Raw genomic sequence first — 12,658 nt, 5'->3', positions numbered from 1 at the left:
GCATCGTTGCAGCTTGTCAAAGGCCCCCGGCGGCGGTCAGCCTTCCGGGCTGTCCGGCGCCGGCTCGCCCACCCGCTGCTGCGGCCAGGCGGGCGCCGGGGCGGCCACCCAGGTGGCGCCGTTCCAGCGCCGCGGCTCGATATGCGCGACGTTCTTGTCGATGACGATGCGGTTGTAGGCGTTGGGGTCGCCGCGCAGCCGGGTGGAGATGGCCGAGCCCGCCTGCACCACCAGCAGGTCCTGCCGCGGCCGGCGCAGCAGGCCCGCGCGCTCGCCCGCGGCACCGCGGTGCAGCCGCACGTAGTCGCGGTGCAAGTGACCGGACAGGATCAGCCGCACGCCCGCCTTGGACAGCCGCTCCAGCGCCGGCGCGGCGTGCTTGGCCAGCGGCGTGTCCGGCCGTTCCTCCGGCGCCAGAAAGGGGTGGTGGGCGACCACGATGCGGAACAGGTTGTTGGGCAGGGCGTCCAGCCGTTCCAGCAGGTGCTCCAGCCCCTGCCGGCCGACCCGGCCGCCTTCCCAGGCGAAGTGCAGGCCGCCGCGGATCACGGTGTTGAGGCCGATCACCGCCAGCTCCTCGTCCCGCCACAGCGGCTCGGTTTCGCGGGAGATGTGGTGGTGCCAGCGGCCGAAGGGGTGCAGGAACCGCTCCCACGGATAGAAGGCGGTGATGTCGTGGTTGCCCGGCACGCAGATGACGGGGGCCTTGAGCTTGGCCAGAAAGGCGGCGGCGGCGCGGTATTCGCGGTTGCGGGCGCGCATGGTCAGGTCGCCGCTGACCACCACCAGATGCGCCGGGTCGTCGTTCAGCCGCATCAGCAGGGCGTCCGCCGCGATCGGGTCGATGCGGTTGAAATGCAGGTCGGAGATGTGGTCCAGCACCCTCATGCCGCCGGCTCCGCGGCGGGGGCGGGCGCCAGCACGCGCAGCACGCGCGGGCGGATGACGTAGCGCAAAGGCGTCCTGAGCAGCATGGCTTCCCCGTCGTTCATCACCCTGAGGTGGCCGCGCCGGCTGTGGATGGCGAGCTGCGGCGCGCTGCCCGAGATCAGGGTGCCGCCGCGCCGCCACTTGCCCATGGCCATGGCGGCCAGCAGCCGCACGGCCCACCACAGCCCGAAGTCACGCGCCGCGTGCAGGCTGAGCACGCCGCCATCCAGCCGGTCGCGGTGGAAGATGCGGCCGGGCGCCTCGGAATACTCGTTGTTCACCACGGACACGGCGCGGGTCCACACCCGGCGGATCGCCGCGTCGCCCAGCCGCAGGCCGAGCCGCTGCGGCGGATAGCGCCACCACGCGCGCGCGAAGCCCACCACGACGCGCCAGCGCGCCGCGAGGCCCCCCTTGCCGCGCACCCGCTCGCGGTGCAGGCCCATGCGGTTGGGCAGGCCGATCACGGACTGGCACAGGAACACCTCGCCGTTCACCTCGCCGATGTCGATGGCGCGGAACACCGCGCCGCGCAGCGCGGCGGCGGCCTCCTCCGGCTCCATCGGCAGGCCGAGGTCGCGTGCCAGGAGGTTCAGCGTGCCGAGCGGCACCACCGCCAGCGCCACCGCGCCACCCGCCAGCCGGGCGGCGGCGGCGCGGATGCTGCCGTCGCCGCCGCCCACCACCAGCACCTCGGGCCGTAGGGCCAGCGCGGCGTCGAGCTTGTCGTCCATGCTGGCATCGGCGGCGACGTCCGGCTCCAGCAGATCCAGCCCCGCCGCCCGCAGCGCCTCGGGGATCAGCCGCAGCAACTCCGGCCGCGCCAGCACGGTGCCGGCGCGCGGGTTCAACAACAGGGCGGCGCGGCGGGCTGCCGGGGGGGAGGGCGGGGTCATCGGGCGGGCAACGCGGGCTGGGCTTCGCGGTTGCGGCGCGGGGTGCCGCGGGGTGGGGCGGCAAACAGCCGGAACCTCGGCCCCGCCCGCCGCCGCGGTCGCAGCATCGCGGCACCGGTTCAGGAAGTCTTCACGCTTGTCGCGGATAGTCGCGCCACGGACCCGAAACCTGGAGCAACCCCGATGCACAAGATCACCACCGCCAGCCTGCTGCGCAGCCTGTGCCAGCTGCCCTGGGCCGCGCCCCTGTTCGGCGCCGCCCCGCCGCCGCGCCGCTGAGGCACGAAAAAGGGCGCGGCCCGTTGCCGGACCGCGCCCCCTTTCATCCGCCCCGCGCGGGGCGCGCCGTCAGGCGGCGGCCTGGGTCGACGCCATGTTGCGCAGCACGTAGTGCAGGATGCCGCCGTTCTTGTAGTACTCGACCTCGTCGGCCGTATCGACGCGGCACTGCACCTCGGTGCGGTGGGTGGTGCCGTCGGGGCGGTGGATGACCAGGGTCAGGATCATCCGGGCCTTCAGGTCGTCCAGGCCCTCGATGTCGATGGTCTCCTCGCCGGTGATGCCGAGGCTTTCGCGGCTTTCGCCCGGCTTGAACACCAGCGGCAGCACGCCCATGCCCACCAGGTTGGAGCGGTGGATGCGCTCGAAGCTTTCCACGATCACGGCCTTGACGCCCAAGAGGAAGGTGCCCTTGGCCGCCCAGTCGCGCGACGAGCCGGTGCCGTATTCCTTGCCGCCGAAGATCACCAGCGGCCGGCCCTCGGCCTTGTACTTCATCGCCGCGTCGTAGATCGGCATCACCTCGCCCGAGGGCTGGTGCTTGGTGATGCCGCCCTCGATGCCCGGCACCATCTGGTTCTTGATGCGGATGTTGGCGAAGGTGCCGCGCATCATGACTTCATGGTTGCCGCGGCGCGCGCCGTAGCTGTTGAAGTCGTCCTGCCGCACCTGGTGCTCCACCAGGTACTCGCCGGCGGGCGAGACCTTCTTGATGTTGCCGGCGGGCGAGATGTGGTCGGTGGTGATGCTGTCACCCAGCACCGCCAGCACGCGCGCGCCGGTGACGGCGGCCACGGGCTTGGGCTCCGGCGCGATGTCCTCGAAGTAGGGCGGGTTCTGCACGTAGGTGGAGCCGGAGTTCCACTTGTAGGTGTCCGAGCCCGCATCGACGCGGATGGCCTGCCACTGGGTCGGGCCCTTGAACACGTCGCCGTAGCGCTCCTGGAACATCTCGCGCGTCACCACGGCGTGGACGGTGTCGGCCACCTCCTGGGTGGTGGGCCAGATGTCCTTCAGGAACACCGGCTGGCCGTTCTTGCCGGTGCCGATCGGCTCCTTGGTCACGTCCAGGCTGATGGAGCCGGCCAGGGCGTAGAGCACCACCAGCGGCGGGGAGGCCAGGTAGTTGGCGCGCACGTTCTGGTGCACGCGGCCCTCGAAGTTGCGGTTGCCCGACAGCACCGAAACGGCGACCAGCTTGTTGTCCTCGATCGCATCCACGATCGGCTCGGCCAGCGGGCCGGAGTTGCCGATGCAGGTGGTGCAGCCATAGCCGACGGTCTGGAAGCCCAGCGCGTCCAGGTGCGGCGTCAGGCCGGCCTTGTCCAGGTACTCGGTCACCACCTGCGAGCCGGGGGCCAGCGAGGTCTTGACCCAGGGCTTGGCGGTCAGGCCCAGCTCATTGGCCTTCCTGGCCACCAGGCCGGCGGCGACCATCACGTAGGGGTTGGACGTGTTGGTGCAGGAGGTGATGGCGGCGATCACCACGTCCCCGTGGCCGAGGTCGTAGTTGGCGCCGGCCACCGGCACGCGCAGGTCGGCCTTGTCGCCCGGCACGCCGAGGTTGCCGGACGCCAGCTCCTTGGCGAAGGCGGGGCCGGCATTGTCCAGCGCCACGCGGTCCTGCGGGCGCTTCGGGCCGGCCATGGACGGCACGACGGTCGAGAGGTCCAGCTCCAGCAGGTCGGTGAAGACCGGGTCCGGGGTGTTCTCGTCGCGGAACATGCCCTGTGCCTTGTAGTACTCGCGCACCAGGTTGATGCGGTGCTCCTCGCGGCCCGACAGGCGCAGGTAGTCCAGCGTGATCTCGTCGACCGGGAAGATGCCGCAGGTCGCGCCGTATTCCGGCGCCATGTTGCCGATGGTCGCGCGGTCGGCCAGCGGCATCTCGGCCAGGCCGGCGCCGTAGAACTCGACGAACTTGCCGACCACGCCCTTCTTGCGCAGCATCTGCGTCACGGTCAGCACCATGTCGGTGGCCGTCACGCCCTCGCGCAGCTTGCCGGTGATCTTGAAGCCGATCACGTCGGGGATCAGCATGGCGATCGGCTGGCCGAGCATCGCGGCCTCGGCCTCGATGCCGCCGACGCCCCAGCCCAGCACGCCCAGGCCATTGACCATGGTGGTGTGGCTGTCGGTGCCGTAGCAGCTGTCCGGGTAGGCGAAGGTGTCGCCCGCGTCGGTCGCGGTCCAGACGCCCTGCGCCAGGTATTCCAGGTTCACCTGGTGGCAGATGCCCGTGCCGGGGGGCACGACGCGGAAGTTGTTGAAGGCTTCCTGGCCCCAGCGGAGGAACTCGTAGCGCTCGCCGTTGCGCTGGAACTCGATGTCCACGTTCTTCTGCAGCGAGGAGGCGCTGCCGGAGACGTCCACCATCACGGAGTGGTCGATGACCAGATCCACGGGCACCAGCGGGTTCACCCGGCGCGGGTCGCCGCCCAGCTTCAGGATGCCGTCGCGCATCGCGGCCAGATCGACCACGGCGGGCACGCCCGTGAAGTCCTGCATCAGGATGCGGGCGGGGCGGAAGGGCACCTCGCTCTCGCTGTGGCCCTGCTTGGTCCAGTCGGCGATGGCCTGCGCGTCCTTGACGAAGTAGGAGCGGCCGTCCTCGAAGCGCAGCACGTTCTCCAGCAGCACCTTCAGCGAGAAGGGCAGGCGGGAAAGGTCGCCAACGGTTTTGGCGGCTTCGGGCAGGCTGAAATAATGATAGGTCTTGCCGTCCACCGACAGGGAGCGGCGGGTGTTGAGGCTGTCCTGCCCGATCAAGCGCATGGTTGGGGTATCCCACGTCATATTGCTGCGAACCGGCCCGCTTATTACACGCCAGCCTTTACCGGTCTATGAGGACCCGGGGCGGGGGTGGCATGTTGCAGGCGGTGGAACTGGCGGCGGTGCGCGGGGAACGGGTGGTCTTCGCGGGGCTGGGCTTCGGCTGTGCGCCGGGCGAGGCCTTGCTGCTGACCGGCCCCAACGGCGCCGGCAAGTCCACCCTGCTGCGCCTGTTGGCCGGGCTGGTGCCCCCCGCCGAGGGCCGGCTGCTGTGGGATGGCGCCGATGCCCTGGCCGACCGCCCGGCCCATGCCGCCCGCCTGCGCTACCTCGCGCATGCCGACGCCCTGAAGCCCGGCCTGACGCTGGCTGAGAACCTGGGCTTCTGGGCCGCGCTGTGGGGCGGATCGGTGGCGGAGGCGCTGGCCGCCGTGGGGCTGGAGGAACTGGCGCCGCTGCCCGCGCGCATGCTGTCCGCCGGCCAGAAGCGCCGCGCCGCCCTGGCCCGCCTGGCGCTGGCCCCCGTGCCGCTGTGGCTGCTGGATGAGCCGAGCGTCGGGCTGGACGCCGCCAGCATCGGGCGCTTCGGCGCCTTGCTCGCCGCCCACCGCGCCCGCGGCGGCATGGTGCTGGCCGCCACCCACGTCGACCTGCCGCTGCCCGGGGCGCGCGAGCTGCGGCTGGACGCCGCTTCGCCGGGTGTCGGCGCGTGATCGCCCTGCTGGCCCGCGAATGGCGGCTCGCGGCGCGGCACCCGGGGGACACCCTGGCGGCCATGCTATTTTTTCTGCTGGTCTGCGCCCTGTTTCCCTTTGGCGTCGGCCCGGCGCCGGACACGCTGGCGCGGCTCGCCCCCGGCGCCCTGCTGGCCAGCGCCCTGCTGGCCGCCCTGCTGCCGCTGGACCGCCTGTTCGCCGCCGAGGCCGAGGACGGATCGCTGGACCAGTTGCTCTTGTCCGGCCTGTCCGGCCCGCAGATCGCCCTGGTCAAGGCCCTGGCGCACTGGCTCACCACCGGCGGGCCGCTGCTGCTGGCCAGCCCCGTGGCCTGCGCCATGCTGAACCTGCCCACCCCCGCCTGGGGCGCCGCCACGCTGGTGCTGGGGCTGGCCACGCTGTTCCTGTCCCTGCTCGGCACCGCCGGCGCGGCGCTGACGCTGGGCGCCCGGCGGGGCGGCGTGCTGCTGCCGCTGCTGGTGCTGCCGCTGGCCATTCCAGCCATGATCTTCGGCGCCGCCGCGATCGAGGCGGCGGCCAGCGGCGTGGCGGCCCGGCCCTTTGTGCTGCTGCTGGGCGCCCTGGTGGCGGCGGCGCTGCCGCTGGCGCCGCTGGCGGCTGGCGCCGCGCTGCGAGCGGATTGAAGCACGCTGGGCAGGCCGCCCGGCCTTTGCAGGCATGGGCCGCATGACCTGCCCCGCCCGGACCGCCTTCTACGCCGGGCTCCTCGCCCTGATCCTCGGCGCCCTGTCGAAGTCCGCGGTGCCGGCACGGGGCTGATGCACGCCCTGCTGGCCCCGCTGCTAGTGGCTGCGGTGGCGCTGCTGCTGCGGTAGCGGGTTCCATTACCGGGGCCGGGTGGAGAAGCATTGCAAGCGGAGCGTCTTCTTTTTCTGAAGAAAAAGAAGCAAAAAGACTTTGTTTGTCAGCGGCGCAGCGCGGAACTCCTGACACCACGCCAGATTGGCAAAAGTTTTTTGGTTCTTTTTTCCAAAAAAGAACCCTGCTTTCGCCTGGCGGTCAGCCCAGCACCCCCGTCCGGTACAGCGAGATCCGCAGCCCGCCATGCGGCACCGGCGGCCCCTTGGGCAGAAAGGGCAGGGTGGTCGCATAGGCCAGCGCCGGGTCGCTGGTGACGATGCCGGCGCGCCAGCCGGCGAAGCGTTCCAGCAGCACCCGCCCCAGGGCGCGGTACAGGTTGGCCAGCTGCGCCTTGTCGCCGATGCGGGTGCCGTAGGGTGGGTTCACGATGACCAGCCCGGGCGGCCCCTCGGGCGGCGTGACATCGCTGATGGCACGGTGATGGAACTCGGTCTGGCCGCCGACGCCCGCGCGCTCGGCATTGGCCCGCGCCATGGCGATGGCGCCGGCGTCTCGGTCGCTGCCGTAGCACCGGGCGGCGGGCTCGCGCGCGCTGCGCACGGCGCGCATCGCCTGCCAGGCGGCATCGTCGAAGCCCGCCAGCTGCTCAAAGGCGAAGTGGCGGTGGCGGCCGGGATTCAACCGGGCGGCGATCTCGGCGGCCTCGATCACGAAGGTGCCGGAGCCGCACATGGGGTCCAGCACCGGCTCGTTGCCCTCAAAGCCGCATTCCCGCAGGAACAGCGCCGCCAGCGTTTCGCGCATCGGCGCGCGGGCCACGGCCTCCTTGTAGCCGCGCTTGTGCAGCAGTTCGCCCGAGGTATCCAGGCTGAGGGTGCAAAGGTCGTTTTCCAGCCTGACCCGCACCACCACCCCGGCATCCGGCGCCGGCTGCGCGCCCAGCGTGTCGCGGATCGCCGTCTCGACCCGCTGGGCCACGGCGTCGGAATGATACAGGCGGGAGCCGGCGCAGGTCGCCTCGACGCGGAATGGCACGTCCGGCCGCAGCAGCGTGGCCCAGGGCACGGCGCGGGCGCGCTCGTCCAACTGCGCGAAATGCACGGCGCGGAAGCTGGCGACGCGCGCCAGCACCCGGCTGCCGCCCCGGATCCACAGATTGGCGCGCCACACCTCCGGCCAGCCGCCACGGATGGTCACGCCGCCGGGCACCAGCTTCGGCTGCTTGAAGCCCTTGCCGCGCACCTCCTCGAACAAAGCGGATTCCAAGCCGGGAACGCCGGCCAGGAAGATCTCGAAGCCGGGGGTCATGGGCGTATGTCCGGGGCGGGGGAAAAGGTCAGGGGAAGGAATTCCCCTGAAACCCCATCTTTTTTCTGTTTGTCTTCAGCGCAGAAGCGGCCAGCGGGCACGGCCGAAAATAGAACAGGAAAAAGAAGGGGCTCGGGAAATTCTTTCCGCGACCTTCCTGCCACGCCGGCCATCACGCGCCCTCCTGCCGCAACGGCCGCGCCATCAGTTGGCGCACGGCTCCTGCCACGTCGGCCTTTCCCGCCAGCACGGCGGCGACGGCGGCGGTGATGGGCATGGCCACCCCCGCCCGGGCCGCGCGGGCCAGCAGGGCGGGGGCGGTGGCCACGCCTTCGGTCACGCTGTTGCGCTCGGCCAGGATGTCGGCCAGCGCGCGGCCCTGGCCCAGCGCCACGCCGAGCGAGAAGTTGCGGCTGCTGCCACCCGTGCAGGTCAGCAGCAGGTCGCCCAGGCCGGACAGGCCCGCCACCGTTTCCGCCTTGCCGCCCAGCGCCACGGCAAGGCGCCCGATCTCGGCCAGGCCGCGCGTCACCAGCGCGGCGCGGGCGTTCTCGCCCAGCCCGGCGCCGATCACCGCGCCGGCGGCGATGGCGATGACGTTCTTGGCCGCGCCCCCGACCTCGGCACCCACCGGGTCGTCCTGGCCATAAAGGCGGAAGGAGGCGTTGGACAGGCGGTGCGCCGCGTCGTCGCGCAGCGCCGCGTCGGTGCTGGCGACCACGGCGGCGGCGGGCAGGCCCATCGCCACCTCGCGCGCGAAGTTGGGGCCGGACAGCACGCCGGCGGCGAGGCCCGGGCGGGCGTCCAGCAACACCTCCAGCGGCAGGCGCAGGGTGCCGAGCTCCACGCCCTTGGCGGCGATCAGCACGGGCGGCAGCGCGGGCAGCGTGCTGAGCACGGTGCCGAGATGCTGCGCCGGCACCACCAGCAGCGCCAGCGTCGCGCCATCCAGCGCCTCGGCCGCATCGGCGGTGACGCGCAGCCCGTCCGGCAAGGCCACGCCGGGCAGGTGGGCGGCATTGTCGCGCGTCGCTTGCATGGCGCCGGCGCGGCCGTGGTCGCGTGCCCAAAGCGTGGCCCCCGCGCCGGCGCGCACCGCCTGGATCGCCAGCGCGGTGCCCCAGGCCCCGGCGCCGATCACGGCGACCCGGCTCATTCGGCGGCGATCCGCGTGACGGCGATGCCCTGGCCACGCTCGTCGTCGCCCAGGTTCTGCACCAGGGCGGCGAGGATCTCGCGCGCTTCCTCCTCGAACTTCCAGGGCGGGTTGACGACGATCAGCCCGCAGCCGTTCAACCGCTGCGGGTCGGTCGGCTCGCGCAGCCAGAACTCGCAGGCGATGATGTCGCGCACGCCGCTTTCGGCCAGCGCGGTGTGGAAGGCGCGCACGGGGGTGCGGTGCTTGATCGGGTACCAGGCGGCCTGCACGCCGGCGCGGAAGCGGTGGGCGCAGGCGGCGATGCCGGCGGCCATGCGCTCGAACTCGCCTTCCTTCTCGAAGGGCGGGTCCACCAGCACCAGCCCGCGCTTTTCGGGAAAGGGCGTGAGCGCGGTCAGCGCTTCCCAGCCGTCGCGCCGGTGCACGGCCACCTGCGGGTCGCCGCGGAACAGCGCGCGCAGCGTCGTGAAGTCCTGCTCGTGCAGCTCGCACAAGACCAGCCGGTCCTCGGGGCGCAGCACCATGCGGGTCAGGCTGGGGCTGCCGGGGTAGCGGGGCGGAAAGCCGGCGCGCTTCAGCAGGGCCAGCCATTCCGCCAGCGGGCCCGTCTCGATCTCCAGCAGCCGGCCGACGCCGCGCTGCCATTCGCCGGTGCGCTCGGCCTCGCTGGCCGAGACGTCGTAGAGGCCGATGCCGGCATGGGTGTCCAGAACCCGGAACGGCTTGTCCTTGGCGGCGAGCCGCGTCAGCAGCCGCAGCAGCAGCGCGTGCTTCATGCAGTCGGCGAAGTTGCCGGCGTGAAAGGCGTGGCGGTAGTTCATGCAGATAGCTCCGCCAGCGGCCAGCGGGGCCGGGGCGCGTGGTCGAGGGGGTCGGACAGGCCGGCGCGCAGGCGCTCGATCCCCGCCCAGGCGATCATCACGGCATTGTCCGTGCACAGCCGGATGGGGGGCGCCACCAGCGGCAGCCCGTGCGCTTCCGCCACGCCGTGCAGCGCGGCGCGCACGCCCTGGTTGGCGGCGACGCCGCCGGCCACCACCATGGCGGTGGCGCCCGGCATCATGCCCAGCGCGTTGGAGGCGCGGTCCGCCAGCACGGCGGCGACCACGTATTGAAAGGCGGCGGCGAGGTCGGCGCGGTCCTGGTCACTGGCCAGCTTGGGCACCGTCTGGGCCACGGCGGTCTTGAGGCCGCTGAAGGAGAAGTCGCAGCCCGGGCGGCGCAGCATCGGCCGGGGCAGGGGAAAGCGCTTCGGGTCGCCGGTCCGGGCCAGGGCTTCCAGCGCCGGGCCGCCGGGCCAGGGCAGGCCGAGCAGCTTGGCGGATTTGTCGAAGGCCTCGCCCACCGCGTCGTCCAGCGTGGAGCCGAGGCGGCGGTAGCGGCCGAGCCCCTCCACCGCCACGCACTGGCAGTGGCCGCCGGACAGCAGCAGCAGGAGAAAGGGGAATTCCACGCCGCCCGGCACCATGCCGGGGATGCGCGCCGTCAGCGCGTGCCCTTCCAGGTGATTCACCGCCACGAAGGGCTTGTCCAGCGCGATGGCCATGCCCTTGCCGAAGGTGGCGCCGACGATCAGCCCGCCGATCAGCCCGGGGCCGGAGGTGGCGGCGATGCCGCCCAGGTCGGCGGCCGCGATGCCCGCCTCCGCCAGCACCTTGGCGGTCAGCGCCGGCAGGTGGGCCAGGTGGGCGCGGGCGGCGATCTCCGGCACCACGCCGCCGAAGGGGGTGTGCTCGGCCAGCTGGGAGCGCACGGCCTCGGCCAGGATGGTGCCGTCGGGCGCCAGCACGGCGGCCGCCGTCTCGTCGCAGCTCGCCTCCAGCCCCAGCACCGGCCCGCCCCCATGGGACCACCCCGCCCTGGACCAATTGTCCAACCCCACGCCACGCATCCTTATTCTGCCTTCCCCATCGGGTGTGGCGGTTCTATGACGCGCGCCATGTCCCTTGCCCACCCCGCATCGCCGTCTGCCGCGGCGGGCGACTTCGCTTATCCGCAGGTCTGCGCCGCCCCCGCCGACCTGCGAACCGGCACCGAAGCCACCGCCATGGCCCCGCATGCGCGGCGCTCGCTGCCGTTGCGCGTGGGCACGCGGGGCTCGCCGCTCGCCCTGTGGCAGACCCGCACCTTTCTGGACCTCGTGACGCGGTTCTGCCCCGTGCTGCGCAACGTCAACGCCTTCGAGGAACATGTGATCGCCACCTCCGGCGACCGCATCCAGGACCAGCGGCTGGCGGATATCGGCGGCAAGGGCCTGTTCGCCAAGGAAATCCACGAGGCCCTGTTGGACCGGCGGATCGACTTCGCCGTGCACAGCCTGAAGGACCTGGAAACCGAGATGCCACCCGGCATCGTGCTGGCCTGCACCCTGCGGCGGGAAGACGCGCGGGACGCGCTGATCCTCGGCCCGCAATGCGGCGTGCCGGACGCGGCGGACCCCTTCGGCGCCCTGCCGGTGGGCGCGCTGATCGGCACCGCCAGCCTCAGGCGCCAGGCGCAGCTGCTGCATGCGCGGCCGGACCTGCGGGTCGGCATGATCCGCGGCAATGTCGGCTCGCGCCTCGCCAAGCTGGCGGCGGGGGAGGCGGATGCCACCCTGCTGGCCCTGGCCGGGCTGAAGCGCCTGGGCATGGCCGAGCGTGCCTCCGTGGTGATCAGCCCGGAAGCCATGGTGCCGGCCGCCGGCCAGGGCATCGTCGGCGTCACGGTGCGCGAATCCGACCTGGAGCTGCACGAGCTGCTGGCCGGCATCGAGGACCAGGAAGCCCGTGCCGTGTCGCGCGCCGAGCGGGCGCTGCTGGCGGCGCTGGACGGCTCCTGCCGCACGCCGATCGGCGGCCACGCCCGGCTGCTGCCGGACGGCCAGCTGATCCTGACCGGGCTGGTGGCGCGCCCGGACGGCTCCTTTCTCCTGAAGCGCTCGCTGCACGGCGCGGTGGCGGATGCCGAGCGCATCGGGCTGGAGCTGGGCGACAGCCTGCGCGCCGACAGCCCCGCCGACATCTTCATCGCCTGACCGCCATGGCGGCGGCGGACGCCGTGCTGATCACGCGGCCGGAGCCCGGCGGCACCGAAACGGCGCGCGCCGTGCGGGCGCTGGGCTGGCGGCCGCTGCTGGCGCCCGCCCTGGTGCTGCGCCCCCTGCCGCCGCCGGGCGGGCTGGAGCGGCCCGCCCAGGCGCTGCTGCTGGCCAGCCGCGCCGCCGCCCGCGCCGTGGCGCCGGTGGCGCGCCACACGCCCGTGCTGGCGGTGGGCCCCGGCACGGCTGAGGAAGCCCGCGCCGCCGGCTTCACGCGGGTCGAGGCGGCGGCGGGCGATGCCGCCGCGCTGGCCGCCCGGGCCGCCGCCACGCTGGACCCGCGCGGCTTGCCGCTGCTGCTGGCGGTGGGGCAGGGCTATGGCGCGGCCCTGGCGCTGGCGTTGCGTGAACGGGGCTTCCGGGTGCGGCGCCGCGTGGTCTACGCCGCCTGCCCGGCCGAAGCCCTGCCCGCCGGGGTGGTGGCCGCCTGGCGCGTGGGCGAGGTGCGCGCCGCACTGTTTTTCTCGCCGCGCTCGGCCGGCGTCACCACGGGATTGCTGCGGCGCGAGGGGCTGGCGGAAACCGCCGGTCGCGTGGCCGCGTTGGCGCTTTCGGCGCGGATTGCAGCGGCACTGTCGGGACTGTCCTGGCAGGAGATCCGTGCTACCCCCACGCCCGAACCGACGGCGCTGCTGGCCCTGCTGGGCCCGGCGCCCCCACCGGCCGCGAGGGCCAGACGACGAGGGGCAGATTAGAG

The 12,658-nt window shown here is 72.9% G+C and carries 11 protein-coding genes; 4 read left to right on the top strand and 7 right to left on the bottom strand.

Annotation, left to right across the window (positions count from 1 at the left end; translation table 11 throughout):
* Nucleotides 1–36 precede the first annotated feature (36 nt).
* From IAI59_RS16265 to acnA, 3 genes are all read right to left on the bottom strand, one after another.
* Complete coding sequence (locus IAI59_RS16265; protein WP_207415051.1) at nt 37–888, bottom strand: metallophosphoesterase family protein; 852 nt, start codon at nt 886–888, stop codon at nt 37–39.
* On the bottom strand, nt 885–1,826 hold the full coding sequence (locus IAI59_RS16260; protein WP_207415052.1) for a diacylglycerol/lipid kinase family protein: 942 nt from the start codon (nt 1,824–1,826) through the stop codon (nt 885–887). The genes IAI59_RS16265 and IAI59_RS16260 overlap by 4 nt, the downstream gene beginning before the upstream one ends.
* Nucleotides 1,827–2,174: 348 nt before the next feature.
* Complete coding sequence (acnA, locus tag IAI59_RS16255; RefSeq protein WP_207415053.1) at nt 2,175–4,880, bottom strand: aconitate hydratase AcnA; 2,706 nt, start codon at nt 4,878–4,880, stop codon at nt 2,175–2,177.
* A 92-nt stretch (nt 4,881–4,972) separates the two neighbouring features.
* Here acnA and ccmA point away from each other — a divergent pair, with 92 nt between their 5' ends.
* Both ccmA and ccmB read left to right on the top strand, forming a co-directional pair.
* The gene (gene ccmA, locus IAI59_RS16250; RefSeq protein WP_207415054.1) at nt 4,973–5,590 is read left to right on the top strand and encodes a heme ABC exporter ATP-binding protein CcmA; all 618 of its coding nucleotides are present in this window, start codon (nt 4,973–4,975) and stop codon (nt 5,588–5,590) included.
* Nucleotides 5,587–6,237 carry a heme exporter protein CcmB gene (gene ccmB / locus IAI59_RS16245; protein ID WP_207415055.1) on the top strand — a complete coding sequence of 217 codons (651 nt, stop codon included), beginning with the start codon at nt 5,587–5,589 and terminating at the stop codon, nt 6,235–6,237. Before ccmA ends, ccmB begins: the two co-directional genes overlap by 4 nt.
* A gap of 376 nt (nt 6,238–6,613) precedes the next feature.
* Here ccmB and IAI59_RS16240 read toward each other — a convergent pair whose 3' ends face one another.
* From IAI59_RS16240 to tsaD, 4 genes are all read right to left on the bottom strand, one after another.
* Nucleotides 6,614–7,723, bottom strand: a complete 1,110-nt coding sequence (locus IAI59_RS16240; RefSeq protein ID WP_207415056.1) for a THUMP domain-containing class I SAM-dependent RNA methyltransferase — start codon at nt 7,721–7,723, stop codon at nt 6,614–6,616.
* A 172-nt stretch (nt 7,724–7,895) separates the two neighbouring features.
* Nucleotides 7,896–8,879 (bottom strand): NAD(P)H-dependent glycerol-3-phosphate dehydrogenase, encoded by a 984-nt coding sequence (locus IAI59_RS16235; protein WP_207415057.1) that lies wholly within the window; start codon nt 8,877–8,879, stop codon nt 7,896–7,898.
* A complete protein-coding gene (locus IAI59_RS16230) occupies nt 8,876–9,703 on the bottom strand; it encodes a 23S rRNA (adenine(2030)-N(6))-methyltransferase RlmJ (protein ID WP_207415058.1) in 828 nt (275 codons plus the stop codon). The genes IAI59_RS16235 and IAI59_RS16230 overlap by 4 nt, the downstream gene beginning before the upstream one ends.
* On the bottom strand, nt 9,700–10,764 hold the full coding sequence (gene tsaD, locus IAI59_RS16225; RefSeq protein ID WP_237181149.1) for a tRNA (adenosine(37)-N6)-threonylcarbamoyltransferase complex transferase subunit TsaD: 1,065 nt from the start codon (nt 10,762–10,764) through the stop codon (nt 9,700–9,702). The genes IAI59_RS16230 and tsaD overlap by 4 nt, the downstream gene beginning before the upstream one ends.
* Nucleotides 10,765–10,821: 57 nt before the next feature.
* Here tsaD and hemC point away from each other — a divergent pair, with 57 nt between their 5' ends.
* Together hemC and IAI59_RS16215 are read left to right on the top strand one after the other, a co-directional pair.
* Complete coding sequence (gene hemC, locus IAI59_RS16220; RefSeq protein ID WP_207415060.1) at nt 10,822–11,898, top strand: hydroxymethylbilane synthase; 1,077 nt, start codon at nt 10,822–10,824, stop codon at nt 11,896–11,898.
* A 5-nt stretch (nt 11,899–11,903) separates the two neighbouring features.
* The gene (locus tag IAI59_RS16215; protein ID WP_207415061.1) at nt 11,904–12,656 is read left to right on the top strand and encodes a uroporphyrinogen-III synthase; all 753 of its coding nucleotides are present in this window, start codon (nt 11,904–11,906) and stop codon (nt 12,654–12,656) included.
* Nucleotides 12,657–12,658 lie beyond the last annotated feature (2 nt).

It is taken from the genome of Roseomonas haemaphysalidis (assembly GCF_017355405.1).
Classification (GTDB): domain Bacteria; phylum Pseudomonadota; class Alphaproteobacteria; order Acetobacterales; family Acetobacteraceae; genus Pseudoroseomonas; species Pseudoroseomonas haemaphysalidis.
The sequence above is the reverse complement of the archived record's forward strand: the minus strand, read 5'-3'. Positions and strand labels throughout refer to the sequence as shown.